Origin of the sequence: Shimia sp. (assembly GCF_965227725.1) — a bacterium.
GTDB lineage: Bacteria > Pseudomonadota > Alphaproteobacteria > Rhodobacterales > Rhodobacteraceae > Shimia.
Genome location: NZ_CBDDGH010000006.1, coordinates 221631 through 248593 on the forward strand (window position 1 = coordinate 221631; position 26963 = coordinate 248593).

A 26963-nucleotide genomic window follows, 5' to 3' on the forward strand; every position below is an offset into this window, starting at 1 on the left:
GTCTATGGCGGAAAGACTGACGCCCCGCGCCATTCTTGAGAAACTCGTATCTTTCCCAACGGTGTCGAGTGAAACGAATTTGCCGCTGATCGATTGGGTGGAGGCTTATCTCAAGAGCCATGGTATCGCAGCACACCGCCACCCGCATGAAACAGATCCAGACAAAGCTGCTGTTTTTGCGCATGTCGGGCCTGCGGTGGAAGGTGCCATCGTATTGTCGGGTCACACAGATGTTGTGCCGGTTGAAGGGCAGCCCTGGACCAGCGATCCCTTTGAGGTCGTTGAGCGGGACGGAAAGCTCTTTGGGCGCGGTACATGCGATATGAAGGGCTTTGACGCTTTGGCCATCTGGGCGATGGTTGAGGCGCACTATGCCAATGTTCAGAGGCCGATCCAGCTTGCTTTGTCTTATGACGAGGAAATCGGCTGCGCAGGCGCTCCGCCGTTGATCGACAGCCTGAATGCTCACTTTCCAAAAGGGAGTGCCACAATCGTTGGTGAGCCGTCCATGATGGGCGCGGTTTCTGGGCACAAAGGCGGAGCTGGCTTCATGGTGCATATACGCGGCTTTGAGGTGCACAGTTCGCTGATGCACACCGGCGTGAATGCAATCATGTATGGTGCCAAGCTGATTGAGTGGGCTAACGAAATGAATGTCGCCAATCAGGCAAAGGCCCCTAGCGATACGGCCGCTACATTTGAGCCCCCATGGACCACTGTTCATGTTGGGGTGATCGAAGGTGGCACAGCACATAACATCACCGCGCTTGATTGCCGCTTCGGTCTCGATTTTCGGGTTGTCCCTGGTGAGGATCATGCGTTCTGGATGTCTCAGGCACGTGCAAAGGCCGCTGAAATTGAAGCAGACATGCGAGCGGTGGTTCCTGAAACGTACATCGAGATGACCGAGTCCTTTATGGTTCCGGCGCTGGCCCCTGAGGAGCAAGGCGAAGCGGAAGCTCTGGTGCGTCAGCTCACCGGAGACAACGCTACGCGCGTTGTCAGCTATGGCACCGAGGGAGGCCACTTCCAAGAAGCTGGCTACTCTACAGTGATCTGCGGTCCCGGCGATATCGCGCAGGCGCATCAGCCGGATGAGTTCCTCTCCGTCGCTCAGTTTGAAGCTGGACAGCGTTTCATGGAAAAACTGATCGAAAGTTGCACCTAGTTTAAGCACGCGACGGATTGCGCGAAGTTGATGGTAATAATCGGTTAATGAAATTCAAATCTTAACCAACAGTGTAAAAACAGGGGGTGGCAACGCTTTGTAGGGGCTTGCGCGTTCTCAGATCCTGTTGATAACTTTGTCCTCGTGCCTAGTTGATGGAGTATCATGCGCCACACCCTGCCAATAGCACCGCAGTTCTATGTAACCGCCCCGCAGCCTTGCCCCTATTTGGAAGGGCGCATGGAGCGAAAGCTGTTCACCGCCTTGCAAGGAGACAACGCAACGGCTCTGAACGACGCGCTTTCTCAACAGGGGTTTAGACGTTCTCAGAATGTTTTATATCGTCCTTCTTGTACGGACTGCACCGCTTGTATGTCGGCACGCATTGATGTGTCGAAGTTTCAGTCCACCAAGAGTCAGCGGCGTGCAGCACGTCGAAACGCGCATTTGATGCGTCGCGCAACGTCTCCTTGGGCAACGGAAGAGCAGTTTGAGCTGTTTCGGCGATATCTGGACACCCGTCATGCTGACGGTGGTATGGCAGACATGGATGTCTTTGAGTTTGCTGCAATGATTGAGGAAACGCCCATCCGCAGCCGCGTGGTGGAGTATACGGATCGGGAGACCGATGCCTTGATCGGTGTATGCCTGACAGACATGCTCGAAGATGGCCTGAGCATGGTGTATTCCTTCTATGATCCGGAGCAAAGTCGGGCATCACTGGGAACTTATCTGATCCTCGATCACATCGAGATCGCGCGGGAAGCGGGGCTGCCTTATGTCTATCTCGGTTATTGGGTGCCGGGCAGTGCGAAGATGGCTTATAAGGCGAAGTTCTCCGGTTTGGAGATCCACTTCGCCAATCAGTGGCATCCCATGCGGGACCCGGAGGAGTTTTCCTCTGATACTCATCCCCTGTCCACACCTCCTATCGCAGAGCAGGTTGCCAATATATCTTTGCCTGACTTGCGCGCTCACAAGTTTTGAGGGTGCATACAGTTCTCGAGCTACCACTCGTTTAACGTCAGCTTTGTCTAAGTTCTGACGTGTTCGCAATCGAGTAGGTGGTCTGAGGCGCGAATCTTCGCGCAAGAGCGATTGTGGTTGCTTTGACATAGAAGGAAGACTGTTCCGAAAGCACAGCGCGCATTGCCAACAAAAAAACGCGGCGCCTTAGGGCACCGCGTTCACACAGTTCGGACAGGCCGGTGTCGTGTTTATTCTTCCGCTGCGGCTTCTTCGCCTTCCGCTTCTTCTTCGTTGTCTGCAGAGCGCAGGCCGGAAGGTGCGGACAGGTTGGCGATCACGAAGTCACGGTCGATGGTTGGCTTCGCACCAGCTGGCAGGTCGATCTGGCTGATGGTGATCACGTCGCCGATCTCTTTGCCGGTTAGGTCAACAACCAGACGCTCAGGGATGTCACCTGCGGTCACGTTCAGCTCAACTTCCGGACGCACGATGGTCAGAACGCCACCTTTTTTGATGCCCGGTGCCGCTTCTTCGTTTTCAAAGTCAACGTGGATGAACAGGTTGATTTTGGATGTGCGACGCAGGCGCAGCAGGTCGATGTGGGTCGGAAGGTCTTTCACGGTGTCACGCTGAACACCGCGGCAGATCACGCGCACGTCTTCCTGACCTTCAACTTTCAGGTTGAAAAGCGTGGACAGGAAGCGGCCTTCTTTCAGTTTCTTGAACAGAACGTTGAAAGGGATCTGGATTGCGAAAGGTTCACCTTCGCCGCCGTAAACAACACCAGGAACAAAACCGTCGCGACGCGCTTGACGAGCGGCGCCCTTGCCTGTCCCCGTGCGTACTTCGGCGTGAAGATCAGGAATCTGACCAGCCATATTGCATTCTCCATAAATAAGGGTGGGGTTCCTCCAAGGCTGTAACCCCACGTGAAGTCGCGCCTATAGCGCGGATTGGCTGAAATGCAAAGGGGATTCGGGGCTACTCGCTGCGAAAATCGCGCAGGATGCCCCCTGCGTCTTTGACGCGGTCATAAAGGACAAAATCATCTGGGCGCGCAGCGCGAAAGGCGGCGGCGACGTCCTCAGAAATCGGGGCTGCCACATCCGGAGATACATTTCGCAAGCCGGGCACGATTGGCTCCTCAAATCGGGCCGATAAAAAGGCCAGCAGAAGCTCGCTCTGATCGTAAGCGAAAAGGTGATGGATGGGGACAATACCTGGGGTAAGCGACAGAAAAGACGCTTGAGACCCTATGCCAGCTGCTTTGCTTGGAGACGGGCTGATTGCATCCATGACAAATTCGTCAAAACTGATGCCGCCATGGCTTGCCGGGTTGCCAACTCCCATACGCTCAGGGCTGCGGTACTTGTACCAGCTGCGCGCGTGGTCAATCGGGTCGCGGATCACAGCAATACGCTCGGGCTCAATGCCGTAGGTCTCGGACAAAAGCGGGGCAAGTTTGACGTGAAATTTGCCGATTGTCATATGCTTCACGCTCTTGGTGAAAATGACGTCCGCTCTTGAGCGCAATGTGCTTTCAAATGCCGTTGAGCCGGTCTTCGGCACAGATAGAAATGCAAGATTCTGTTTGAAAAAGACAAGCATATACAAGACGTCCTTCTGCCCGGCCTGTTTATGACGTGCCGGGCAGCGGAATGTCAAAGCGATAGATCAGGCTTGCCACCGGCCTTCGAAGTTTTCCGGGACCAAGAGGATATCGCGATCAAGATCAGTGACATTGCGGCGTCCGCAAAGCGCCATGGAGACGTCCAGTTCTTTGTGGATCACTTCCAAAGCCTTGGTCACGCCAGCTTCGCCCATCGCTCCCAGGCCATAGATAAAGGCACGGCCGATATAGGTGCCCTTGGCCCCCAGCGCGAGCGCCTTCAGAACATCTTGCCCAGAGCGGATGCCACTGTCCAAGTGCACTTCAACCTGATCGCCCACGGCTTCCATGATGGAGGGCAGGGCTCGGATTGCGCTCAGCGCCCCGTCAAGCTGGCGGCCGCCGTGGTTGGACACGATAATCGCATCCGCGCCCACTTTCAGCGCCATCTTGGCGTCTTCGGCATCCAGAATACCCTTCAGGATCACCGGGCCGCCCCACATCTCTTTGATTTTGGCAATCTTGTCCCAATCCAGCGACGGGTCAAAGCTCTGCGCAGTCCAGGCGCCCAGATCGGCTGTGTCGGTCACGCCTTTCACATGGCCCACGATGTTGCCGAAGTTGCGACGTTTGGCGCCAAGCATTTCAATGCCCCAGCGCCATTTGGTGGCGAGGTTGGCAATCGTCGAAGGGGTCAGCTTGGGCGGGGCGGACAGGCCGTTTTTCAGGTCTTTGTGCCGCTGACCAAGGATCTGAAGGTCCAGCGTGATCACCAGTGCCGAGCATTTTGCCGCTTTTGCACGCTCGATCAGGCGGGCCACAAAATCCTCGTCGGTCATGGTATAAAGCTGAAACCAGAACGGCTTGGTCGTGGCCTCTGCCACTTCCTCGATCGAGTTGATCGACATGGTGGACAGGGTGAAGGGCACGCCGAATTTCTCTGCGGCGCGCGCGGCTTTGATCTCGCCGTCGGCGCACTGCATTCCGGTCAGCCCAACAGGGGCCAGCGCCACCGGCATGGCCACATCCTGACCGATCATCTGGCTCGCAGTAGAGCGCCCGGCCATATCCACAGCCACCCGCTGGCGCAGGTAGATATCGGCAAAATCAGAGGTGTTTTCCTGGAAGGTTTTCTCCGTCCAGCTGCCGGTTTCGGCATAGTCGTAAAACATGCGCGGTGCGCGGCGCTTATACAGGCGTTTGAGATCGTCAATACAGGTGATCACGGTCATGCGCTCTTAAACTCCGTAATTTGGTAAATGTTCTTTACCAATATGGCGGTATAAGCGCAACCCCCGTGCTTTCTTAGATTTTTGTTTACCATTTGTTCGCATCATGTTCGAGTGAGTTGGTTTTGAGTTTCGCGGAGGTTGCCATGAAAGGCATTGTGTTTGTTGAATTGGTTCGAATGGCTGAATCCGCTCTGGGGGAGGATGTCGTGGATGAGATTCTCGATAAAACAGAATTGGAATCCGATGGCGCATTCAGCGTTGTGGGAAACTACCCTTGCCGAGAACTGCTTACAATCGTGGAGGCGATCGGCGCTCGGGTCAAAGTACCTGTAGAGGATTTGCATGAGCAATTTGGCCAATGGATGTTTGCCCGCTTTGTGGAAAGCTATCCAGTGTTCTTTGAGGGCAAGACTGACGGGTTCGACATGCTGGAGTCCATCGAAAATCAGGTCCATGTGGAGGTGCGCAAGCTCTACCCGGAAGTCGAGTTGCCAAGTTTTACCACGGAGCGACTTTCGGCGGATCAGTTCAAAATGGTCTACGACAGTGAGCGTCCGCTCCACCATTTCTGCAAGGGGATGATCCAATCCTGCATGGAGCATTTCCAGCAGGAAGTTGATCTTCAAATGGTGGATCGCTCGCAGGGCGGGCGCTTTACAGCAGAGTTCACACTGCAGAAAGCCGCGTGATGTTTTTACGCGAAGGCCTTGCGGCGCCAACCGAAACAGTATCGCGCCGCAGGTATAATCGGCAGATGCGTGCGCGAGAGGAGGCTGAGCATCTTCTTGAGGCAAAAAGTCGTGAACTCTATGAGGCGAACCAAAGATTGCAGAAGCTTCTAGATACCTTGGAGATCGCCGTTAAGGAACGGACCCAGGAGCTGGAAGAGGCGCGCGTCGTCGCGGAATCGGCGAACGAGGCCAAGTCCGTCTTTTTGGCCACCATGAGCCACGAAATCCGCACACCGCTCAATGGGATCTTGGGTATGGCACAGGCCCTTCGGGACAGTGGGTTGTCAGAAGATCAGGCACAGTTGGTGCAGATCCTTCAGGACAGTGGAGGACTGCTCTTATCTCTGATCAATGATGTGCTCGATCTTTCAAAGATAGAAGCGGGCAAGCTGGAGTTTGAGGCAATTCCCTATGACTTGAGACAGCTCGGTGACGCGATGCTGCAGCACTTCCGGTTGCGCGCTGAGGAGAAGGGGCTTGCCTTTAACGTCAGCCTGTCTGAAGCGGCCAAAACGACGATAAGTGCAGACCCAATGCGGCTTCAGCAGGTTGCAGGCAATCTTCTGTCTAACGCTATTAAGTTCACGGACGTTGGGAGCGTGTCTTTGCATATAGATCTGCGGGAGACTTTGGCTCGAGGGTCTGTTCTAGTACTGCGGGTCAAAGACACTGGGCGGGGCATTTCAAGATCGCAACAGCCGAGACTGTTTCAGAGGTTCAGCCAAGCCAATGCAAGCATAACGCGCATGCATGGTGGGACCGGTCTGGGTCTCGCGATATCCCGGCATATTTGCGAGCTGACTGGTGGGTCCATTAAGTTGCGAAGCGAGGAGGGCGCGGGAGCGGAGTTTCAGGCGAATCTTCTTGTTGAAAAAGCCCTTCCACAGGGTGACGCGCGCGGTCACATCGCAGAAGGCGATCAAGCGGCCAGCTTGGCAGGGCTTCGCATACTTGCGGCTGAGGACAATCGCACCAATCAAATAGTTCTAAAACACATGCTCAAAAAGGCAGGTCCACCAAAGCTCACCATTGTCGATGACGGAGAAAAAGCCGTGCAGGAATGGCAGCGTGGGCAGTATGATATGATCTTAATGGACATCAACATGCCGGTAATGGATGGCATGGAGGCGACACGGCGAATACGGGAACTGGAGCATGAAAATATGCTAGAGCCTATCCCGATCATTGCTGTCAGCGCCAATGCAATGGTGCATCAGGTGGCCGGCTACCTCAATGGCGGCATGACGGGGCATGTGCCCAAGCCCATTAGCCGGGATAAACTTGTTAGTGCCATGCAAACTGCACTCGCAAAATGCCAGCGCGGGTTTGACTTACCACCCGCTGGATCACGGGCGCCGCTTTAGCGTCGACGGACCTCGGTTTGGGGCAAGAGAGACGCCTAAATGGTCTCGACCTTACCTGAGTAAACTTCGACGATATGCTTGTCCGCCATCTGTGTAAGTTCGCCAATTTCCGCCATTTGATCGCGCGACAAAAGTGGCGCGTCAGAGGAATTCTCTATTGCGGAAAGGGCTTTTTCGCGAGCAAACTCAAAGGCTGCCTTGCGATCGCCAGCTTCATAATCGTCGCGGCCAACGCGTTGGAACACATCTGGGGTAAACTGTTCTCGGCAGCCTGAAACTGTATGGTCGCTATCCAGAAAATGCCCGCCAACGGGGACCTTCAGCATCTCGTCAAAATTCAGCGCCGCATCCGAGATGTCTGGAACACGCAACAGGCGCCGTGCCATCCCGCCGATTTCATTGTCCAGCACCGCCTGAACTGGGCAAAATACGGTAGCGCACTCAAGCTGACCGATCCCTCCCAAGATGTCTGCGCCGGACAGGGCTACGGTTTGCATCAGCATGGCCCGCTCCGCCATGGATTGGTGGTCTGAATCTGGCGTGTCGGACCCGGAGCCGTAGGTGTGCGCCATTAGTCCGAAGCCATACTTTACGAGTTGGATTGACAGAGATGCTGCTTGCATCGCTTCTACAGAAGATTGCAGGGCGCTTCCGGTGCGCATATCAAGCGCAAACATCAGCGGGGTTGCAATGATTGGCAGGCCCGGTGAAAGCACATGTGCCATGGTGATCATGCCAACAACTTCCGCAACTGCCATCACAGCCAGTGCTGCCGGGGAAAGGGGTGCGGTACCGCCAGCACTTGGCAGCGAGCAGGCGTGAACGGGCACACCATATCTGCCGCAAGCTATAATCACCTCCGTGTCCATGTACTTGAACTCAAGTGGCGAGAATGAACAGGTGATCGTGCTGGTTGACGGGTTGGCGCGCAGCGCTTCTTCTCCACCTGCCGCAATCGCAGCGATCTTCAGCAGGTAGTCGATATTTTCCTCCTGGTAAGGCTGCATCCAAACGTGCTTTTGGGTGCGCGCGGTGATGGTTGCATAGGAGTGAATATCCGCTGTGACCTCAGGAACGCCATGCACAAAGGGGTGGGCAATAAATCCGACCTGATTGAGAGTATTGGCAACCGCTGTGATCTCTTTAACCGCGGTGAGATCCATATTGCGATAGCTCGCGTCGCGCGGGTCGACATACCCGTGGGCTCCCGTGCCAGTACGTAGAATGAAACCCTGATCCATGCGAGGTACAGTGAGATCAAACGATCTGTCCTTGCCCGCAAGGCGACAGGATTTTGGCGTCGCAGCCAAAGCTTCTTGGACCATTTCGCGCGGCATTCGCAGGCGCCCGGCTTCGCGGCCTTCTCGCGCGCCAGCTTTCACAAGGGTCTCTCGTGCCAACGGATGCACAATCATGACGCCGTATTCTGAGAGGAGATCAAGAACCCGCTCTTTCAGCGTCTCCATGCGATCGCTGTCGAGAAAACCAAAACCCGCGCGAGGCCCGATGGTGTGCTCCAAACTGAAGGCATCCGCAGAGGCCCTGCTGACGGGCGGGGACTTGCGGCCGCGGCGCTTGCGCGTTCTGGGGGTGGGGGATGTGTTTTGGTCGACGGGCATGTGTTCCTCCTTCAGGTCTGTAGAGCCAGGACCGTTAGGGCACACACCGATTTAGCTCACTGCCTGCCGACTTGAGCAAAGCCAGAATAGCGGGGGCTTAGGCCCCCACCAAGATTTTTATTGCGTCAATTGAGGCCTGAAGATTTGCGGCCTAGAAGGGTGGGTTAAGCGCGATGCGCCCCATCCGCCAGAGATTTTACAAACTCCAGCACTTCGGTCGTGGATTTGCCTGCGCCAATTTGGCTGACAATGGCCGAGCCAACCACAGCACCATCTGCCACCGAGGCGATATTCTGTGCTTTTTCCGGCGTGTTGATACCAAAGCCAACGATGACGGGAAGATCTGTGCTGGCTTTGATGCGCGTCACTTCGGGGCCTACGTCGGTGGCCTCTGCTTCTGCGGCGCCTGTGATGCCGGTAATGGAAACATAATACACAAATCCGGATGTGTTTTGCAGCACTTTAGGGAGGCGTTTGCCGTCGGTTGTCGGGGTCGCGAGCCGGATGAAATTCATGCCTGCTGCCTGCGCGGGAATGCAAAGCTCACTGTCTTCTTCAGGCGGAAGGTCAACAACGATCAGCCCGTCAATCCCCGCAGCTTTGGCATCGGTAAGAAACGCCTCAACGCCGCGAGAATAAATAGGGTTGTAGTAACCCATCAATACGATTGGCGTGGTGTCATCTGCCTTACGAAACTCAGCCGCCAAATCAAGCGTCTTCTGAAGTGTCATGCCGCCATCAAGCGCACGCTGACCTGCCAACTGAATGGTTGGCCCGTCTGCCATAGGATCCGTGAAGGGCAGGCCCAACTCAATGATGTCAACACCAGCGCCCGGTAGCCCTTTGACGATTTCCAAAGAGGTATCGTAGTCTGGGTCTCCAGCCATCACATAGGCCACAAAGGCCTTTTTGCCTGCGGCATTCAGCTCAGCGAATTTGGCGTCGATACGAGTCATCGGCGGATCCTTGTTTTTCGGTCACCCTCATGTGCCGGAAGGTGCGTGGGAAATCAATCCCACGCAAGACCGTTCGCAAGGTCGCCCTAAAAATTGTAGTGGTAACGCAAGCTCAGCGTATTCACACCGGGATTATCATCCCCAAGGCCGCCATTGGATTTGTGCTGAAGCGCAAGGGAGATAGCGGCTGTGTCAGTGACCTTGCGTCCAACGGCGAGTAAGCTGCGGAACTCCAAGGTATTGCCCAAATCATTACGCCGGTCGCCATCAGTGTATAGGCCAGGCATAAAGCTGAATTCAGCGAACCACTTTTCGTTGAAGTCATAGACGCTGGAAATACCAGCCCCTAAAAAAGCGTCACCCTCTTCATCCACCGTCAGGACGCCGCCAGCGGCAAGTGTCCATCGGCCGAAATCCCTAAAGGGGTCAAAGTGATATTCAATATCAAGCTCGACCGTATCGTTCGCGGCGCCGTCGGAGAAATCTGCGTATCCCAATCCAACGACAAGTTGCTGCGAAGCCACTGGAGTGGCGATTAAAATTGCAGCGGCTATTGGTGCCAGAAGTTTCATGTGCGTGTCTTTCCGTCTAAAGAGTCGCCTCCTGTCTTCCCCAAGGTCACCTGTGCGAGAATTCATCTCAGAGGTCAAATTGAAAAAGCATCGCATCACGTGGACTTGAAGTTGTGTGATGCCTGCTGGCTAAGTGTTTCATTTCTAAGCGGAAGCATCTGCTCCCTTGATGTTGCTGTGGATCGAGAGCTCGAAAGGAGGCTCCTGAAGCGCCTGTTGAAAGCGCGCCATTTTTGTCCAGAAGTCGTTATTTTGAAGGGCTGCTATGTCACGTGGCTTGCGTCACGACGGGACTCTGCCTATGAGCAGCACAAACAAGAGATCAGGAGACCGGATATGGGTTTCAAAATGGGCATCGTCGGATTGCCGAATGTTGGCAAATCCACGCTCTTTAACGCGCTGACAAAAACAGCAGCGGCGCAGGCAGCGAACTTTCCGTTCTGCACCATCGAGCCCAATGTGGGCGAAGTGGGCGTGCCGGATGCGCGCCTTGATAAACTGGCTGCCATTGCGCAATCCAAGCAGATCATACCAACGCGTATGACCTTTGTGGATATTGCTGGCCTGGTGAAAGGCGCCTCCAAAGGCGAAGGTTTGGGCAACCAGTTTTTGGCCAACATCCGCGAAACCGACGCGATTGCCCATGTGCTGCGCTGTTTTGAAGACGGCGACGTGACCCACGTGGATGGCCGCGTTGATCCAGTGGCGGATGCAGAAACCATTGAGACCGAGCTGATGCTTGCCGATCTGGAAAGCATTGAGAAGCGCCGCGCCAACCTGGTGCGCAAGCTCAAGGGCAACGACAAAGAGGCGCTGCAACAGGATCGCCTGCTGCAAATGGCACAGGAGGCGCTGGAAAATAGCCAACCTGCGCGTGTGGTTGAGGTTGACGACGAAGACGCCAAAGCTTGGAAAATGCTGCAGCTGCTGACAACTAAACCGATCCTTTATGTCTGCAACGTAGGTGAAAGCGAAGCCGCCGAAGGCAATGCGCATTCTGCCGCTGTGGCGGAAATGGCTGCCAAGCAAGGCAACAGCCATGTCATCATCTCTGCGCAGATCGAAGAAGAGATCAGTCAGCTTGAAGATGAAGAAGCCGCCATGTTCCTTGAGGAGATGGGGCTGGAAGAGGCCGGTCTGGACCGTCTCATTCGTGCTGGCTACGAACTCTTGCAGCTGGAAACCTATTTCACAGTAGGGCCCAAAGAGGCGCGGGCCTGGACCATTCGCCGAGGCACCATGGCACCGCAGGCGGCCGGGGTGATCCATGGTGATTTTGAAAAGGGATTCATTCGCGCGGAAACCATCGCGTTCGAGGATTATATCAACTGCGATGGTGAAAGCGGCGCCAAAGAGGCCGGCAAAATGCGGGCCGAGGGCAAAGGTTATGAAGTGAAAGACGGAGACGTCATGCACTTCCTGTTTAACACCTGATTGCGACCGCCCCATTCAATACGAAGATTGGCCCGCAGATTTCTGCGGGCCTTTTTTGTGGATGGAGGATTCATTGACCGGCGTGACGTTTGAGTGGGGATTGACCGGGAGTGATGAAGAATTAGCGCCCTTACGTCAGTTATGCTGTCAAAACACGCATAAGATGTGCGGCGCGCCACTTGGTGTGATTATTTTTTGTGCTTCTTGGGGATATTTGTTCAATTATTGATCAGCATCACTGGATTTTTTGTCTCTCACCCGCGTGAAAATTGCCAACACGCCGCGCGTGTCAAAGGGTGATGTCGCCAACCGCGGGACGGGATGTCTTAAGAAAGCGGAGGGTGTGTGACGGCCCACGAATTGGACCTCGGTAAAGCCGCCACACGGATGCAACAAAAGTTGCGGGATCAGGTAATGGAAACGCGCGCTTGAGCGCAAGTGTTTCTGCGCCATCCCCGCAGGGAGAAATTTATGACCTTTCTGAAATCCACGCTCGCCGGATCCCTGGTTTTTGCTTCGCTCGCAGGTGCAGCGATGGCGGCGGAAGACACCATCAAAGTTGGCGTGCTGCACTCACTGTCTGGCACTATGGCGATCTCTGAAACCACGCTGAAAGACACCATGCTGATGCTGATTGATCAGCAAAACGCCAAAGGCGGTCTGCTGGGCAAACAGCTGGAAGCGGTCGTGGTGGACCCTGCGTCTGATTGGCCGCTGTTTGCGGAAAAAGCCCGCGAACTGCTGACCGTACACGAAGTTGACGTGATCTTTGGCAACTGGACGTCTGTGTCTCGCAAATCCGTGCTCCCAGTGATCGAAGAGTTGAATGGCCTGCTGTTCTACCCGGTCCAATATGAGGGCGAAGAAAGCTCCAAAAACGTCTTCTATACCGGCGCAGCTCCAAACCAGCAGGCGATCCCGGCAACCGATTACTTCCTCGAAGAGCTGGGCGTCGAAAAATTCGCGCTGCTGGGCACCGACTATGTGTATCCACGCACCACGAACAACATCCTTGAGTCCTACCTGAAAGACAAAGGGATCGCGGACGACGACATCTTCGTGAACTACACTCCTTTTGGTCACTCTGACTGGTCCAAGATTGTGGCAGACGTCGTGGCGCTGGGTGCGGATGGCAAGAAAGTCGGCGTGATTTCTACCATCAATGGCGATGCGAACATAGGCTTCTACAAGGAGCTGGCAGCTGCTGGCATTTCTGCCGATGACATCCCTGTTGTGGCCTTCTCCGTTGGCGAAGAAGAGCTGGCGGGTCTGGACACCTCCAACCTCGTGGGCCATCTCGCGGCGTGGAACTACTTCCAGTCCGCTGACTCTGAGGTGAACGCGGAGTTCGTGGAAACCTGGAAAGCCACCATGGGCGAAGAACGCGTGACCAACGACCCAATGGAAGCCCACTACATTGGCTTTAATATGTGGGTGAATGCAGCAACTGAAGCAGGCTCTACCGAAGTGGATGCTGTGCGCGCGGAAATGTATGGCCAAGAATTCCCGAACCTGACTGGCGGTACCGCCGTGATGCTGCCAAACCACCACTTGGCGAAGCCGGTTCTGATCGGTGAAATTCAGGAAGACGGTCAGTTTGACATCATTTCCCAGACCGCAGAAGTGCCGGGCGATGCATGGACAGACTTCCTGCCAGAATCTGCAGTTCTGGTGTCTGATTGGAAGGAGCTGGATTGCGGTATGTACAACACCGAAACCAAAACCTGCGTTCAGACGCTGTCCAACTACTAAGGTTTGACCTTTTTGGGGGCGCGACGACCTGCGCCCCCGTAACCACTCGCGCGGACTTCCTCACATGAGACAACTTTTTTTGGCGGGTCTTGCCTTCTTGGTCGCTTGCCTGATTTCGCCCGGCTTGGGGCAGGCGCAGGACGCCTTGATCCAACCCATACTACAAGAGCATCAGGCGCTTATTGTGAAGAGCTCGCGCAAGACCATTGGCCCGGTAATCGATGCCGTGGCCAGCTCTGGTTTGCCGCAGGCGCAATCCGTACTTGAGGTTTGGGCCGCCAAAAATATGTGGCAGCGTAAATCCGATGGCCTGTTTTTCATTGGTGAGAAAATTGACAGCAAGACCTACGCGCTGACGGATTTTGACAGCGGCGAGCTGCTCGGTGAGTTTCCCAAGTCGGACCTCAAACATCTTAAGCCTAATAGCGGCATTCGCGCGCTGATTGGCACGGCATTGGTGCAGTTCCAGTTGAGCGATCCCGATATTGAGGCCCGCCGCGCGGCACTCCTGTCGATCGAGCGCGATCCAGAAGCCAGTTTGCTTGCGCCGCTGCGCGCTTCGATTGACGGGGAAACAAACGCTGCGCTTAAGGCGCAGAAGCAACGTCTCGAACGGTTGCTGACCATTGGCTATGATGAAGACGAGGCCGCGCGTTTGGCCGCCATTTCCGATATGTCGGGCGATCTGGGTGTGGATGTGCGCGCGACGTTGAATCCAATTCTGGCGACCAAGCGGGATGTGGTTTTGGGAGCCGCACCTGAGGATGCAAACTTCGCTGCAATCCTGACACCGGGGAAGGGGGAGTTTGATCACCTCGCCGCCTATGACATGCTTGTCGCCAAAGACCTCGCGCCCGCACGCATCAGCAAGGATGACATCCGCACGCAGCTTGCCGCCCATATCGACGGCGCGCGCGTTGGCGGTGTGCCGGTGGCGCAGCTCAACACCGACGCCAATCGTCTCGCGGCTTACAATGCGCTCGCAGAGGCAGGCACTGTGCCCGCCTTTGTCGGTGACACCGCAATTGAGGCAGCACTTGCCGCGCACACTTTCTTTGATGTCTATCTGGAACCGTCCAAGGCAGTGACCGATGCCGCCACGGAAGCGCTAAAAGACATAGAGCTGAAGGTGGGCCTCAACCAGACACTCGATTTGACGCTGGATGCGGTGTCACTCGCATCGATCTACTTCCTCGCAGCCATTGGCCTCGCCATCACATTCGGTGTGATGGGCGTGATCAACATGGCGCATGGTGAATTCATTATGATGGGCGCCTACACCGGTTACGTGGTACAGCAGATCATTCCCGATCATACGGTTTCCATTATCGTAGCCATCCCAACCGCCTTCGCAGTGACCTTTGCCGCAGGTGTTGCCATGGAGCGGCTGGTCATTCGCTGGCTGCAGGCCCGCCCTTTGGAGACCTTGTTGGCCACATTTGGTATTTCCATTTCCCTTCAGCAGCTTGCGAAGAACATCTTTGGCACGCAGGCACGTCCACTTACGGCACCGGGCTGGCTGGACGGTGCTTGGATCATGAACGATGTGGTGTCGATCTCTTATATTCGGATTGCGATTTTTATCCTCGCCCTGATCTTTTTCGCGGCCTTTCTGTACATCATGAAACGTACACGCTTGGGGCTTGAGACCCGTGCGGTGACCCAAAATCCGCGTATGGCGGCCTCAATGGGCATCAATCCCGATCGCGTGAACATGCTGACCTTTGGGCTGGGCTCGGGCATCGCTGGTATCGCCGGTGTAGCCATCGGCCTGTTTGCCAAAGTAACCTCCGAGCTTGGGAGCGACTATATCGTGCAAAGCTTTATGACCGTTGTCGTTGGCGGTGTAGGCAACATCTGGGGCACACTTGCGGGTGCAACCATGATTGGCTTCCTGCAAAAAGGCATCGAGTGGATGAACCCATCCAACACGCTCGCCGCGCAGACTTACATGATCATCTTCATCATCATCTTCATCCAATTCCGGCCACGGGGCATCATCGCCCTCAAAGGTCGCGCGGCGGGGGACTAAACCATGCAGCGTAGTTTCATTGCCAAAAACCCATCCGTTCTGATTTTCCTGTCGATCCTGGCGCTCTTCACACTGCTTGTGACTGTGATGTCTGAGGGTTTTGGCGTGGGGGGCATCTCCACCAGCTTCATCAAGACGCTGGGCAAGACACTTTGCCTGTGCCTCATCGCCCTCGCGATGGATTTGATTTGGGGGTACACAGGTATTCTAAGTCTCGGGCATTTCGCTTTCTTTGGCCTCGGCGGGTATATGATTGGCATGTGGCTGATGTATGAGCGAACCCGTCTGATTGTGGTCGACAGCCTCACCAGCACCGAGATCCCGCCCACGGACGGCGAAGTGATCGACGCAATTGGTAATCAGATTTTTGGCGTCGTGGGCTCCAGCGAGTTCCCAGTGATCTGGGCTTTTGCTGACAGTCTGACAATCCAGTTGATGCTTGTTCTGCTGGTGCCCGGCGTGTTGGCTTTGATCTTTGGCTGGCTGGCCTTCCGCAGCCGTGTCACCGGCGTCTATCTCTCGATCCTGACACAAGCCATGACGCTCGCACTGGCGCTGTATCTCTTCCAGAACGACAGCGGGTTGCGCGGCAACAATGGCCTGTCTGGCCTGCAAAACCTGCCGGGTGTCACGGCTTCGCAAGATCATGTCTCGCTTTGGTTCTTCTGGGCCTCGGCTTTTGCCTTGGGCGCAGGCTACGTATTGTGTGCTTGGCTGGTAAACGGAAAATTTGGATCCGTCATTCGCGGTATCCGTGACAACGAAGCCCGTGCGCGGTTCCTTGGATATTCGGTAGAGACCTACAAGCTGGTGATTTTCACGCTTACGGCCTGCATCGCAGCAGTCGCGGGCGCGCTGTATTACCCGCAAGCAGGTATCATTAACCCAGCAGAGATCGCACCGATCGCTTCGATCTATCTTGCGGTTTGGGTCGCTATCGGCGGACGTGGACGGCTTTATGGAGCTGTCATTGGTGCGGCTTTTGTGAGTCTGCTGTCCACATGGTTCACTGGCGGGCAAGCTCCGGACATTAACCTTGGATTTTACACCATCAAATGGGTCGATTGGTGGCTGGTTTTGCTGGGTCTCTCTTTTGTTCTTGTGACGCTATTTGCACCCAAAGGCATTGGCGGCCTCTTTGACATCGTTACTGAGCGCCGCGCCGCAAAGGAGGCAAACCAATGACCACACTTCTTGAAGTCTCCGGCGTCTCGGTTACCTTTGATGGCTTTCGCGCGATCAACAACCTGTCGTTCCAGATTGGTGAGGCTGAAATGCGCGCGGTGATTGGCCCCAATGGCGCGGGCAAGACCACGTTCATGGATATCGTGACCGGCAAAACCAGACCGGATGAAGGTCGGGTGATCTGGGGAGAGAAGTCCATCAGCCTTCTGGGCATGAATGAAGCCCGGATCGCACAGGAAGGCATTGGGCGTAAATTCCAGAAACCCACGGTTTTTGAGGAACAGACGGTACAGGAAAACCTGCTGATGGCGCTTAAAAAGCCCCGGGGCTGGTTTTCAGTACTTGCCTATCGACCGAGCGACGCTGATCTCGCCAAAGTCGATGCACTTGCAGAGGAAATCGGTCTGCGTGATCAGCTGACGCGGACTTCTGGCGAATTGAGTCATGGGCAAAAACAATGGCTGGAAATCGGTATGTTGCTCGCGCAAGAACCACGCTTGTTGCTGGTTGATGAGCCGGCTGCAGGGATGACGCCTGCGGAGCGTGAGCACACCACCGACATCTTGGTGGAAGCCGCCAAGACCCGAGCGGTCGTGGTTGTTGAGCATGACATGGAATTTGTCCGCCGGCTCAATTGCAAAGTGACGGTTTTGCATGAAGGCGCTGTTCTGGCTGAGGGCAGCCTTGACCATGTGACCTCCGACCAAAACGTGATCGACGTCTATCTGGAGCGCTAGAATGCTGATACTTGAAGATATCACTCTGCATTACGGCCATTCTCAAATCCTGAACGGGATTTCCATGGAGGCTCAAAAGGGTGAGGTGACCTGTGTTATGGGCACCAATGGCGTGGGCAAAACCAGTTTGATCAAAGCCATCTCAGGCACCCACTTGCGTTCTGGTGGAGCGCTCTCGCTGGATGGTGAAGCCCTCCCACCTCTACCGGCGCAGGTTCTTGCGCATAAAGGCGTTGCATACGTTCCGCAGGGGCGTGAGATATTTCCTCTGCTGACAGTGCGGGAGAATATGGAAACCGGATTTAACTGTCTGCCCAAAGGGGAGAGGGCTGTACCAGAAGAGATGTTTGAGCTCTTTCCGGTGCTCAAAGAAATGCAGGGACGTCGTGGAGGGGATCTATCTGGCGGTCAACAGCAGCAGCTTGCCATTGCACGCGCACTGATCACAAAACCCAAACTCCTGCTGCTGGACGAACCGACAGAGGGTATTCAGCCCAACATCATTCAGCAGATCGGCGAAGTGATCAAACTCCTGCGTGACAAAGGTGAAATGGCCATTGTTCTAGTGGAGCAATATTTCGATTTTGCCTACGGGTTGGCAGATCGCTTTGTGGTTCTGCGGCGCGGGGAGGTGATGCTTTCAGGCGCCAAAGAGGATTTGAACCGCGAAGAATTGCTAAGTAGCGTTTCCGTTTGAGGCAAGTTCGAGGTCAGAAAGTTGCTTGCATTGTCAGCGATAGTGTTGGTGGCCAAATCGAGAGCTAGGCGTCGCTGCGCTGGGTCGTTAGGGAATGTTTGCCAGATACTGGCAGGGCTTGAAGAGCCAGATTCCATTGATTTGCCAGATATCGCTTCTTAACATTGGCAGCGCTCTACTGATGGGGAGCAGCATTGGCCTTGATTAGGAGCTGCCTTGGCGAAATCTCAGCCAACAAACGGGCAAAAGGCCCGAATAGCAATTGCAGGTTTCGGTTTGGTTGGGCGCCGCCATGCTGCGGCGATCGGGTTCAGCCGGTCGGCAACTCTTGTGTCGGTGGTCGATCCTCGTAAAGACGTGGCGGCGGAAGTTACGTCATTTGGGGCGCGATATTATCAAAACTTGGCGGATCTCATGTCTGACGACAAACCAGATGGGATCGATTTTATCGACGCCCACCAAGTTGCACGTTGAACAAGCAATTGAATGTGTCAAAGCGGGCGTGCCTGTACTGAATGAAAAGCCACTTTCAGACGACCTCGACGCAGCTGCAAAACTTGTGGCGGACGCAAAAAGGACAGGCGTCGCGGTATTGGTCGGCCATCACCGGCGGTTCAACCCCATCATCCGGCAGGCCAAAAACCTTATCGCGCAAGGCAAAATCGGGGAGCTGCGCGCTGTGCATGCCACTTGTTGGTTCTACAAGCCAGATGACTATTTCGAAGAAGCCTCTTGGCGAAAACAAAAAGGGGCGGGTCCAATTTCTGTCAACTTGGTGCACGATGTAGATTTGCTACGCTACCTTGGTGGTGAAATCGAATGCGTTCAGGCTCAAACAGTTCCTTCCATGAGAGGCTTTGAGAACGAAGATCTGGCAAGCGCACTTTTAAGGTTTGAGCAGGGCGCATTGGGAACGCTGAGTGTGTCGGACAGTGTCGTGTCCCCTTGGAGCTGGGAACTGACAGCGAAAGAATACCCGATCTATCCCGCGACTGATCAAAGCACCTACCTTTTGGGGGGAAGTGAGGGAGCACTATCTGTCCCGGATTTGCGCCTTTGGCGGCATGAGGGGCGTGCTGACTGGTGGTCACCCATATCGGCAACGTACTATCCGACCGAGACCTCTGACCCGCTCGTCAATCAATTGGATCATTTTGTCGAAGTCATCGCAGAACGTGTGACGCCGCTCGTTCTGGAAAAGCGGTGACGTTGAGAACCTCTAACGACCAGTGACGCCGGTTTTGGTGAGTGCGAACAATAGCACATTGTGGCAATTTAGAAATTTTCGCGCGCAAATTAATTTGATGCCTCAGGAAAGTTTTGTATCTTGCCTGTCAAAGAATTTGGAGTGTAATTCATGGCAGGCGAGAAAATTCGAAACATGGAAGAGTTCGCACGCATGAGCGGGATTTCTCGACCTACGCTTTCGAAGTTCTTTAATGACCCAACCAGTGTCAGAGCAAGTACGCGCTCCCGGATTGAGGCGGCGCTGGAGCAGTTTGATTATCGCCCGAACATCTATGCGATGAACCAGAACCGTAAGCTCACAAAGAACATCGGGATCGTGGTGCCATTGCTTTCAGATCCCTATTTTGCCGAAATTGCGCGCAATCTTGAACAGCGCTGCATTGCGGCTGGCTACCGCCCGACATTGTTCAGCTCGCACGGCGATACGGCGCTTGAAGTTGAGGTGCTGCAAACCTTACGCTCATTGAAACCTGCAGGGGTGTTGCTGGCACCGCTGGGGCGGGCATCCGACACTAAGGCGTTAGAGGCGTTTTGCGCTGAGGTTCCAACGCTCATTTTTGACAGCAGTGTCGAGGAAATAGGTCTCTCCTTTGTCGGATCAGACAATGTGCAATTCACCACGCACATCACGGATTATTTGTGCCGGACGGGTGAGCCGCCCTGTTTCTTTGAAATGAAGACCCCAGCCAACCCAAATGCGCACCGTCGCCGCCAGGCCTATATCGCGGCTATGGAGAGCTTTGGTCATAGGCCCGAAGTAGTGTCTGTCGACGGTGAGGGCTGGGGCTTTGAGGAGATTGGACGGCTCGGAGGCCATGAAGCGCTCACAAACAAATGGTTCTCGACAAACACTATCCTCTGCAGCAACGACCGCCTTGCCATTGGGCTGTTGACTGCATGCTACGAGCAGGGCGTGCGTGTCGGAAGAGGGCAGGACTGTGCGATTCGGGTCGCAGGTCAGGACGGTCATCCCCATTCTCGCTATACCTGCCCGCCGCTCACCACAATTTCTCACAACTATGATGCAGTGTCTCAAACGGCTGCAAATGCTTTATTTCTGGCGATAGAAGGTCAACTATCTCCTTGGAAAAGCACGCGTTTGAAAGGGCAGCTCATATTGCGTGATTCAGCTTAACGGTGCAAAATTTACGCGCGTAAAAAATTTATTGACGCCGCGTCGCGTTGAGGGCTAGCCTGTTTCCACATCCAAACAGGGAGGAAACCGGATGTCCTTTAAAAGCACACTTTGTGCTGCGACCGCGCTTTCGCTGATCACAGCAAGCGGCGCTTTCGCAGACGGCCACTCCAAAACGATCACAATCGCTACCGTTAACAATGGCGATATGATCCGCATGCAGGGCTATACAGACGAATTCACCAAAGCGACCGGTATCGACGTCGAGTGGGTGACGCTCGAGGAAAACGTCCTGCGTCAGCGCGTAACAACGGATATCACCACCAAAGGTGGGGCTTTCGACATCATGACAATCGGCATGTACGAGACCCCGATTTGGGGCGAGAACGGTTGGCTCGTCGCACTGGATGATCTTTCCGAAGAATATGATGTTGACGACATCCTGCCTGCGATGGCGGGCGGTCTTTCCCACAACGGTACGCTCTATGCCGCACCATTTTATGGCGAAAGCTCCATGATCATGTACCGCACGGATCTGATGGAAAAAGCCGGGCTGGACATGCCTGAAGCGCCAACTTGGGAGTTTATCGCTGAAGCCGCGGCTGCAATGACCGATCGGGACAACGAAATCAACGGGATCTGTCTGCGCGGTAAAGCGGGCTGGGGCGAAGGCGGAGCGTTCATCACTGCGATGTCAAATTCCTTTGGTGCCCGTTGGTTTGACGAAGACTGGAATGCCCAGTTCGACACTGAGGCCTGGGCCAACACGCTAAATTTCTACAAAACCATGATGGATGCGGCGGGCCCAACAGGCTACGCAACCAACGGTTTTAACGAAAACCTGTCGTTGTTCCAACAAGGCAAATGCGGCATGTGGATCGATGCCACGGTCGCAGCAAGCTTTGTGACGAACCCAAAAGACTCGACCGTTGCGGACAGTGTGGGTTTTGCGCTCGCACCGGATACGGGCCTCGGTAAACGGTCCAACTGGCTCTGGGCTTGGGCCCTCGCCATTCCGGCTGGTACACAACAACAAGCAGAAGCCAAACAATTCATCGAATGGGCAACCTCAAAGAGCTACATTGAATTGGTTGCGGCCAACGAAGGCTGGGCGAACGTGCCGCCGGGCGCACGTACATCCCTATATGAAAACCCGAATTACCAGTCGGTACCCTTTGCCAAGATGACGCTGGATTCCATTCTGTCTGCCGATCCGAACGACTCCACGGTAGATCCCAGTCCATACGTTGGCATTCAATTTGCCGCAATCCCGGAGTTTGCGGGTATCGCGACTGAAGTGAGCCAAGAGTTCTCTGCGGCTTATGCTGGTCAGCAGAGCATTGCCGTCGCGCTTGAAAAAGCACAGGCACTCACGAATGATGCGATGGAAGCTGCGGGTTACCGCTAAGCTCCCCATTCAGGTGGCAGCTCTCAGCTGCCCCTGATCTCTCTCATCAATTCCCTAACATTTGCTAAGGTCACAGGCGAAACTATCGCCAACAGGAGAGGTCCGTCCCATGTCCACCAAAGCCTCCAGATCTGCTGCCCGCGTGATGATGGCGCCAGCGGTTGTCCTGCTTTTGGGGTGGATGCTTGTGCCCTTGATCATGACGCTGTGGTTTTCCTTTACAAAATATCTGCCTTTGAGAGGCGATAGCATCCAACGTGGGTTGGATTGGGTCGGCTTTGCCAATTACGGCCGCTTTCTCTCTTCCAGTTCATTTTGGCCTGCGGTGCAAACCACGCTTGTGATGGTGGGCGGCGTCCTGCTTATCACAGTTGCCTTGGGCATACTGCTTGCGTTGCTTCTGGATCAGCCGATCTGGGGGCAGGGCGTGGTCCGCATTCTAGTAATTGCGCCTTTCTTTGTCATGCCAACGGTCTCCGCATTGGTATGGAAAAACATGCTGATGGACCCTGTGAATGGCATTTTTGCACATTTATGGCGGTTCTTCGGAGCAGAGCCTGTGGCGTGGCTGCAAGATGTTTCGCTTGGCTCTATCATCCTCATTGTTTCGTGGCAGTGGCTGCCCTTCGCGACGCTAATTTTACTCACCGCGATTCAATCGTTGGATCAAGAACAGCTTGAAGCAGCCGAAATGGATGGCGCACCGACCTTGAAGCGATTTTGGCATATCATCCTGCCGCATCTGGCTCGGGCGATCACGATTGTGATCCTCATCCAGACAATCTTCCTACTGTCTATCTTCGCGGAAATCTTTGTCACCACTGGCGGCGCCTTTGGGACCCGCACGCTGACCTATCTGATCTTTCAGCGCGTCATTGACAGTCAAAACATCGGTCTCGGTTCTGCCGGCGGTGTTTACGCCATCATACTTGCCAATCTCGTAGCGATCTTCCTGATGCGCATCGTTGGCAAAAATCTCGACGCTTAAGGGACGCAATATGGCACGCTCTGCAACACCGCAACGCAAGATCGTCACCACAGCGGCCGCTTGGACTGTTGCGCTGATCATCTTCTTCCCGATCTATTGGACAATTTTGACCAGTTTCAAAACTGAAGCCCAAGCCATCAACGATCCTCCGCTTTTCTTTGCATTTGACTGGACGCTGGAAAACTATGCCATCGTTCAAGAGCGTTCTGACTACATGAAATTCCTTTGGAATTCAGTGTTTATCGCTGGCGGCTCTACCATTCTGGGCATTCTGGTCGCGATCCCCGCGGCCTGGTCTATGGCGTTCGTGCCCTCCAGACGCACCAAGGACATCCTCCTCTGGATGCTGTCTACGAAGATGCTGCCAGCGGTGGGTGTCCTTTATCCGATTTCGCTCATCTTTGTGGAATTCAACCTTTTGGACACTCGAGGCGGGCTTATGGTCGTGCTGATGCTGATCAATCTGCCGATCATTGTCTGGATGCTCTACACATATTTCAAGGAAATCCCCGGTGAGATACTGGAAGCGGCCCGTATGGACGGTGCAACGCTGAAAGAAGAACTGCTCTATGTGCTCACACCGATGGCTGTGCCTGGCATCGCATCGACCCTTCTTCTGAACTTTATCTTAGCTTGGAATGAAGCCTTCTGGACGCTCAATCTCACCGCAGCAAATGCAGCTCCGCTCACGGCATTTATCGCGAGCTATTCCAGCCCCGAAGGTCTGTTTTTTGCGAAGTTAAGCGCGGCGTCCACCATGGCCATCGCCCCCATCCTCATTCTTGGCTGGTTCAGCCAGAAACAACTCGTCCGCGGCCTCACATTCGGCGCTGTTAAATAAGGAAGCTGATACATGGGACAAATTCAACTCAAGCAAGTCTCCAAGAGCTTCGGCAGCACCGAGGTGATCCCGCCACTCGACCTGACGATCCAGGATGGAGAATTCACCGTTTTCGTCGGCCCCTCTGGCTGCGGTAAATCCACTTTGTTGCGTCTGATCGCAGGACTTGAGGATATCACCAGTGGACATATCGAGATTGACGGAGAAGACGCAACTGGCGTGGTGCCTGCCAAGCGCGGTCTTGCTATGGTCTTTCAGTCGTACGCGCTTTATCCGCATATGACAGTGCGCAAGAACATCGCCTTCCCATTGCGGATGGCGAAACTTGAAAAGGCGGAAATCGAAAAGCGCGTGGAAGCGGCTGCTTCGGTCCTGAACCTTAGTGATTATTTGGACCGCCGCCCCGGCCAGCTTTCCGGTGGTCAGCGCCAGCGTGTCGCAATTGGCCGAGCCATCGTGCGCGAGCCGGCCGCATTCCTCTTTGATGAGCCGCTTTCAAACCTGGACGCAGCGCTGCGTGTGGGTATGCGGTTGGAAATCAGCGAGCTGCATGAGCGTCTGAAAACTACCATGATCTATGTGACGCATGATCAGGTTGAAGCAATGACGATGGCTGACAAGATTGTGGTGCTTCAGGCAGGCGTTATCGAACAAGTCGGCTCTCCGCTTGAGCTTTACCGAACCCCGCGAAATACCTTTGTCGCAGGATTCATTGGCTCGCCGAAAATGAACCTTCTTACGGGCAGTGAAGCGCAAAAACTCAACGCTCATACCATTGGCATCCGCCCCGAGCATATCGATGTGGTCGAAACTTCTGGCCAATGGCAAGGCACCGTTGGTGTCGCAGAGCATCTGGGCTCAGATACGTTTTTCCACATCCACAATACGGGATTGGCGGAAACACTGACGGTGCGCGCTATCGGGGATGTCAGCCTTAGACATGGCGACACCATTCATCTCAACCCGCGCGCTGAAGAGATACACCGCTTTGGTGCCGATGGACTGCGGATTGTTTGATGAGACTTGCTGGGAAAAACGCTTTGATTACCGGGGCGGGGCGGGGCATCGGGTTGGCATTTGCCAAAGCATATGTTGATGAAGGTGCACGCGTGGCCATTGCAGATATCGACGTGAATTTGGCGGAAGCGGCAGCCCAGTCCATTGGGAATGCTGCGATCGCCGTTGAGATGGATGTGTCAGATCAGGCGAGCATTGACGCGGCAGTAGCGAAGACAACTGAAGCCTTTGGGAAGATTGACATACTGATAAACAATGCCGCTATCTTTAGCGCAGCGCCTGTCTGCGACATTACCCGAGCAGATTATTCTCGTGTGTTTGACGTCAATGTCGCGGGCACATTGTTCACGCTGCAGGCTGTGGCACGCCACATGATCGAGAACGGCGTGAAGGGCCGTATTATCAATATGGCCAGTCAGGCCGGGCGCCGTGGTGAAAGCCTTGTCGGGGTCTACTGTGCGAGCAAAGCCGCAGTGATTTCGCTTACGCAATCTGCTGGCCTGAATTTGATAGAACACGGTATCAACGTGAATGCGATCGCACCTGGTGTGGTCGATGGTGAGCATTGGGTCGGCGTAGATGCTCTTTTTGCCAAATACGAAGGTAAGCCTCTCGGACAAAAGAAGAAAGAAGTTGGAGCTGCGGTGCCATTTGGCCGGATGGGAACTGCTGAAGATCTTTGTGGCATGGCTATTTTCTTGGCCAGCGAAGAGGCAAATTACGTTGTCGCTCAGACTTACAATGTTGATGGCGGGAATTGGATGAGCTGATGAAGACACCGGCTTCAAAAACGCCCGCAATTGATTTGACCAACGGTGCGCTTGGGCGTTTACCGGCAAGCGTCATCACCCCAACCTATGACCGGAGCGAGATTACGCCCGGGATTGTTCATATCGGGCTTGGAAATTTCCACAGAGCTCATCAGTCTTGGTATTTGCACCGCCTGATGCAGCAAGGGCTTGCCATGGATTGGGGTATCATCGGGGCAGGTGTTCGGCCGAATGATGCAGAGATGCGGCAAAAACTGCTAGCGCAGGACTGCCTGACCACATTGATTGAGCTGGATCCTGAAAGCTCAGCCATCGAGGTCGTGGGACCTATGATTGACTTTGTGGAGGTGGCCCCAACCAACGGACCGCTCATCAGGGCAATGAGTGATGCGCGCATCCGTATTGTATCGCTCACCGTCACCGAAGGGGGATATTATCAATCTGAGGACGGTGCTCTGAATACCGCGCATCCTGATATCATGCACGATGTTGCACACCCAGATCAGCCAAAGACAGCGTTCGGAGCCATGGTTGCCGCCTATCGCGCCCGCTATTTTGCCGGGGAGCTCCCCTTTACCGGACAAAGTTGTGACAATCTCCAGAACAACGGTGATGTTTTACGCAGCACAGTCGTTGGGTTGGCAAGGCTGTCTGATCCGGATCTCGCAGATTGGATCGACAAAAATGCGACGTTTCCCAATGCAATGGTCGATTGCATCGTGCCTGCAACCGGTGACGCCGAGAGGGCTATGACACAAAGCCTTGGCATAAATGACGCCGCTCCTGTGACGCATGAAAACTTTCGGCAATGGGTTCTGCAGGATGAGTTTTGCGCGGGCCGCCCACCTTGGGAGCGGGCTGGTGTCACCATCACCGAGGATGTGCATGCCTATGAATGCATGAAAATCCGCGTGCTCAATGCCGGGCACCAGATGCTTGCCAATGTTGGGGAAGTGCTGAACCTGCCGACAATCTCGGACTGCATGGCGCACCCAGAAATCTCGACATTTTTTCACAAAGTACAGGGACAAGAGGTGCTGCCGCATGTTGAGGGGGTCGATGGGATGATACCCTCAGACTACCTTTCTCTGATTGAGGCCCGCTTCTCAAACCCCAAAATAAAAGACACAACACGACGGGTCGCCTTTGATGGGTCCTCGCGCCATCCCGGGTTCGTGCTTCCGATTGTGAGAGATGCTGTGGCGGCTGGCGGTTCGATCTCAGGCCTTGCTCTAATTGAAGCGCTTTGGGCGCGTATGTGTCTGGGAACCCGCGAGAACGGCGAGATGATCGCGCCAAACGACCCCAATTGGGACCGGCTTACGGAAATGGCGCATAGAAGCAAAGCCGACCCATCGGCATGGCTTAGCATGAGTGAGATTTACGGCGATCTATCTAAGAATAGCGCTTTTTCTGAGGCGTTTACGCATTGGCACACGATGATCTTTCAGTCGGGGAGCCTCGCGGCTCTCAAGGCTTATATTTGATCCTTACTCACC

25 protein-coding genes are annotated in these 26963 nt (G+C 54.7%); 19 read left to right on the top strand and 6 right to left on the bottom strand.

From position 1 onward, the window contains the following. The first annotated feature begins 4 nt into the window (after positions 1–4). Positions 5–1168 (top strand): acetylornithine deacetylase, encoded by a 1164-nt coding sequence (argE, locus tag ACO07T_RS18990; RefSeq protein ID WP_422050681.1) that lies wholly within the window; start codon positions 5–7, stop codon positions 1166–1168. 165 nt (positions 1169–1333) lie between these two features. Continuing rightward, a complete protein-coding gene (locus ACO07T_RS18995) occupies positions 1334–2155 on the top strand; it encodes an arginyltransferase (protein ID WP_422050683.1) in 822 nt (273 codons plus the stop codon). A 230-nt stretch (positions 2156–2385) separates the two neighbouring features. Here the strand turns inward: ACO07T_RS18995 and ACO07T_RS19000 are convergent, their stop codons facing one another. The 3 genes from ACO07T_RS19000 to ACO07T_RS19010 form a co-directional block, all read right to left on the bottom strand. Continuing rightward, positions 2386–3015 carry a 50S ribosomal protein L25/general stress protein Ctc gene (locus ACO07T_RS19000; protein ID WP_209065606.1) on the bottom strand — a complete coding sequence of 210 codons (630 nt, stop codon included), beginning with the start codon at positions 3013–3015 and terminating at the stop codon, positions 2386–2388. A 103-nt stretch (positions 3016–3118) separates the two neighbouring features. Further along, a complete protein-coding gene (locus ACO07T_RS19005; protein WP_422050684.1) occupies positions 3119–3625 on the bottom strand; it encodes a hypothetical protein in 507 nt (168 codons plus the stop codon). Positions 3626–3811: 186 nt separating this feature from the next. Further along, complete coding sequence (locus tag ACO07T_RS19010) at positions 3812–4978, bottom strand: alpha-hydroxy acid oxidase (protein WP_422050685.1); 1167 nt, start codon at positions 4976–4978, stop codon at positions 3812–3814. A gap of 143 nt (positions 4979–5121) precedes the next feature. On the opposite strand from ACO07T_RS19010, the gene ACO07T_RS19015 reads away from it, so the two are divergent. Together ACO07T_RS19015 and ACO07T_RS19020 are read left to right on the top strand one after the other, a co-directional pair. Then, positions 5122–5667 (top strand): heme NO-binding domain-containing protein, encoded by a 546-nt coding sequence (locus tag ACO07T_RS19015; RefSeq protein ID WP_422050686.1) that lies wholly within the window; start codon positions 5122–5124, stop codon positions 5665–5667. Continuing rightward, the gene (locus ACO07T_RS19020) at positions 5667–7073 is read left to right on the top strand and encodes an ATP-binding protein (RefSeq protein WP_422050687.1); all 1407 of its coding nucleotides are present in this window, start codon (positions 5667–5669) and stop codon (positions 7071–7073) included. Before ACO07T_RS19015 ends, ACO07T_RS19020 begins: the two co-directional genes overlap by 1 nt. A 35-nt stretch (positions 7074–7108) precedes the next feature. On the opposite strand, the gene ACO07T_RS19025 is transcribed toward ACO07T_RS19020, so the two are convergent. The 3 genes from ACO07T_RS19025 to ACO07T_RS19035 all read right to left on the bottom strand — a co-directional run bounded on the left by ACO07T_RS19025 (position 7109) and on the right by ACO07T_RS19035 (position 10220). After that, positions 7109–8692 carry a trimethylamine methyltransferase family protein gene (locus ACO07T_RS19025; RefSeq protein WP_422050688.1) on the bottom strand — a complete coding sequence of 528 codons (1584 nt, stop codon included), beginning with the start codon at positions 8690–8692 and terminating at the stop codon, positions 7109–7111. Between the two features lie 164 nt (positions 8693–8856). Then, on the bottom strand, positions 8857–9648 hold the full coding sequence (gene trpA / locus ACO07T_RS19030) for a tryptophan synthase subunit alpha (RefSeq protein WP_422050689.1): 792 nt from the start codon (positions 9646–9648) through the stop codon (positions 8857–8859). An 86-nt stretch (positions 9649–9734) separates the two neighbouring features. Then, positions 9735–10220, bottom strand: coding sequence for an acyloxyacyl hydrolase (locus ACO07T_RS19035; RefSeq protein WP_422050690.1), 486 nt, complete (start codon positions 10218–10220; stop codon positions 9735–9737). Between the two features lie 336 nt (positions 10221–10556). Here ACO07T_RS19035 and ychF point away from each other — a divergent pair, with 336 nt between their 5' ends. The 15 genes from ychF (at position 10557) to ACO07T_RS19110 (ending at position 26951) form a co-directional block, all read left to right on the top strand. Next, a complete protein-coding gene (gene ychF / locus ACO07T_RS19040) occupies positions 10557–11654 on the top strand; it encodes a redox-regulated ATPase YchF (RefSeq protein ID WP_422050691.1) in 1098 nt (365 codons plus the stop codon). Positions 11655–12125: 471 nt separating this feature from the next. Then, a complete protein-coding gene (urtA, locus tag ACO07T_RS19045; protein ID WP_209065597.1) occupies positions 12126–13406 on the top strand; it encodes an urea ABC transporter substrate-binding protein in 1281 nt (426 codons plus the stop codon). A 64-nt stretch (positions 13407–13470) separates the two neighbouring features. Next, positions 13471–15438: an urea ABC transporter permease subunit UrtB gene (gene urtB, locus ACO07T_RS19050; RefSeq protein ID WP_422050692.1), complete on the top strand. Its 1968-nt coding sequence runs from the start codon at positions 13471–13473 to the stop codon at positions 15436–15438. Between the two features lie 3 nt (positions 15439–15441). Beyond that, a complete protein-coding gene (urtC, locus tag ACO07T_RS19055; protein ID WP_422050693.1) occupies positions 15442–16623 on the top strand; it encodes an urea ABC transporter permease subunit UrtC in 1182 nt (393 codons plus the stop codon). After that, complete coding sequence (gene urtD / locus ACO07T_RS19060) at positions 16620–17360, top strand: urea ABC transporter ATP-binding protein UrtD (RefSeq protein WP_422050694.1); 741 nt, start codon at positions 16620–16622, stop codon at positions 17358–17360. Before urtC ends, urtD begins: the two co-directional genes overlap by 4 nt. Position 17361: 1 nt before the next feature. Further along, positions 17362–18057: an urea ABC transporter ATP-binding subunit UrtE gene (gene urtE / locus ACO07T_RS19065; RefSeq protein WP_422050695.1), complete on the top strand. Its 696-nt coding sequence runs from the start codon at positions 17362–17364 to the stop codon at positions 18055–18057. Positions 18058–18273: 216 nt separating this feature from the next. Continuing rightward, positions 18274–18531: a Gfo/Idh/MocA family oxidoreductase gene (locus ACO07T_RS19070; protein WP_422050696.1), complete on the top strand. Its 258-nt coding sequence runs from the start codon at positions 18274–18276 to the stop codon at positions 18529–18531. Beyond that, the gene (locus ACO07T_RS19075; protein ID WP_422050697.1) at positions 18491–19264 is read left to right on the top strand and encodes a Gfo/Idh/MocA family protein; all 774 of its coding nucleotides are present in this window, start codon (positions 18491–18493) and stop codon (positions 19262–19264) included. Before ACO07T_RS19070 ends, ACO07T_RS19075 begins: the two co-directional genes overlap by 41 nt. Before the next feature lie 150 nt (positions 19265–19414). After that, positions 19415–20440 (top strand): LacI family DNA-binding transcriptional regulator, encoded by a 1026-nt coding sequence (locus ACO07T_RS19080; RefSeq protein ID WP_422050698.1) that lies wholly within the window; start codon positions 19415–19417, stop codon positions 20438–20440. Between the two features lie 91 nt (positions 20441–20531). Next, positions 20532–21848, top strand: a complete 1317-nt coding sequence (locus ACO07T_RS19085; protein ID WP_422050699.1) for an ABC transporter substrate-binding protein — start codon at positions 20532–20534, stop codon at positions 21846–21848. A 109-nt stretch (positions 21849–21957) separates the two neighbouring features. Further along, the gene (locus ACO07T_RS19090) at positions 21958–22836 is read left to right on the top strand and encodes a carbohydrate ABC transporter permease (RefSeq protein ID WP_422050700.1); all 879 of its coding nucleotides are present in this window, start codon (positions 21958–21960) and stop codon (positions 22834–22836) included. A gap of 10 nt (positions 22837–22846) precedes the next feature. Then, positions 22847–23677 carry a carbohydrate ABC transporter permease gene (locus ACO07T_RS19095; RefSeq protein ID WP_422050701.1) on the top strand — a complete coding sequence of 277 codons (831 nt, stop codon included), beginning with the start codon at positions 22847–22849 and terminating at the stop codon, positions 23675–23677. Between the two features lie 12 nt (positions 23678–23689). Further along, positions 23690–24694 (top strand): ABC transporter ATP-binding protein, encoded by a 1005-nt coding sequence (locus ACO07T_RS19100; RefSeq protein ID WP_422050702.1) that lies wholly within the window; start codon positions 23690–23692, stop codon positions 24692–24694. Next, on the top strand, positions 24691–25464 hold the full coding sequence (locus ACO07T_RS19105) for an L-iditol 2-dehydrogenase (protein WP_422050703.1): 774 nt from the start codon (positions 24691–24693) through the stop codon (positions 25462–25464). Before ACO07T_RS19100 ends, ACO07T_RS19105 begins: the two co-directional genes overlap by 4 nt. After that, positions 25464–26951, top strand: a complete 1488-nt coding sequence (locus ACO07T_RS19110) for a mannitol dehydrogenase family protein (protein ID WP_422050704.1) — start codon at positions 25464–25466, stop codon at positions 26949–26951. Before ACO07T_RS19105 ends, ACO07T_RS19110 begins: the two co-directional genes overlap by 1 nt. Positions 26952–26963 lie beyond the last annotated feature (12 nt).

Bases quoted from the DNA above. Each gene is read 5' to 3' on its own strand.
- argE (WP_422050681.1), top strand. From the start codon at position 5: ATGGCGGAAAGACTGACGCCCCGCGCCATTCTTGAGAAACTCGTATCT.
- ACO07T_RS18995 (WP_422050683.1), top strand. From the start codon at position 1,334: ATGCGCCACACCCTGCCAATAGCACCGCAGTTCTATGTAACCGCCCCG.
- ACO07T_RS19000 (WP_209065606.1), bottom strand. From the start codon at position 3,015: ATGGCTGGTCAGATTCCTGATCTTCACGCCGAAGTACGCACGGGGACA.
- ACO07T_RS19005 (WP_422050684.1), bottom strand. From the start codon at position 3,625: ATGACAATCGGCAAATTTCACGTCAAACTTGCCCCGCTTTTGTCCGAG.
- ACO07T_RS19010 (WP_422050685.1), bottom strand. From the start codon at position 4,978: ATGACCGTGATCACCTGTATTGACGATCTCAAACGCCTGTATAAGCGC.
- ACO07T_RS19015 (WP_422050686.1), top strand. From the start codon at position 5,122: ATGAAAGGCATTGTGTTTGTTGAATTGGTTCGAATGGCTGAATCCGCT.
- ACO07T_RS19020 (WP_422050687.1), top strand. From the start codon at position 5,667: ATGTTTTTACGCGAAGGCCTTGCGGCGCCAACCGAAACAGTATCGCGC.
- ACO07T_RS19025 (WP_422050688.1), bottom strand. From the start codon at position 8,692: ATGCCCGTCGACCAAAACACATCCCCCACCCCCAGAACGCGCAAGCGC.
- trpA (WP_422050689.1), bottom strand. From the start codon at position 9,648: ATGACTCGTATCGACGCCAAATTCGCTGAGCTGAATGCCGCAGGCAAA.
- ACO07T_RS19035 (WP_422050690.1), bottom strand. From the start codon at position 10,220: ATGAAACTTCTGGCACCAATAGCCGCTGCAATTTTAATCGCCACTCCA.
- ychF (WP_422050691.1), top strand. From the start codon at position 10,557: ATGGGTTTCAAAATGGGCATCGTCGGATTGCCGAATGTTGGCAAATCC.
- urtA (WP_209065597.1), top strand. From the start codon at position 12,126: ATGACCTTTCTGAAATCCACGCTCGCCGGATCCCTGGTTTTTGCTTCG.
- urtB (WP_422050692.1), top strand. From the start codon at position 13,471: ATGAGACAACTTTTTTTGGCGGGTCTTGCCTTCTTGGTCGCTTGCCTG.
- urtC (WP_422050693.1), top strand. From the start codon at position 15,442: ATGCAGCGTAGTTTCATTGCCAAAAACCCATCCGTTCTGATTTTCCTG.
- urtD (WP_422050694.1), top strand. From the start codon at position 16,620: ATGACCACACTTCTTGAAGTCTCCGGCGTCTCGGTTACCTTTGATGGC.
- urtE (WP_422050695.1), top strand. From the start codon at position 17,362: ATGCTGATACTTGAAGATATCACTCTGCATTACGGCCATTCTCAAATC.
- ACO07T_RS19075 (WP_422050697.1), top strand. From the start codon at position 18,491: ATGGGATCGATTTTATCGACGCCCACCAAGTTGCACGTTGAACAAGCA.
- ACO07T_RS19080 (WP_422050698.1), top strand. From the start codon at position 19,415: ATGGCAGGCGAGAAAATTCGAAACATGGAAGAGTTCGCACGCATGAGC.
- ACO07T_RS19085 (WP_422050699.1), top strand. From the start codon at position 20,532: ATGTCCTTTAAAAGCACACTTTGTGCTGCGACCGCGCTTTCGCTGATC.
- ACO07T_RS19090 (WP_422050700.1), top strand. From the start codon at position 21,958: ATGTCCACCAAAGCCTCCAGATCTGCTGCCCGCGTGATGATGGCGCCA.
- ACO07T_RS19095 (WP_422050701.1), top strand. From the start codon at position 22,847: ATGGCACGCTCTGCAACACCGCAACGCAAGATCGTCACCACAGCGGCC.
- ACO07T_RS19100 (WP_422050702.1), top strand. From the start codon at position 23,690: ATGGGACAAATTCAACTCAAGCAAGTCTCCAAGAGCTTCGGCAGCACC.
- ACO07T_RS19110 (WP_422050704.1), top strand. From the start codon at position 25,464: ATGAAGACACCGGCTTCAAAAACGCCCGCAATTGATTTGACCAACGGT.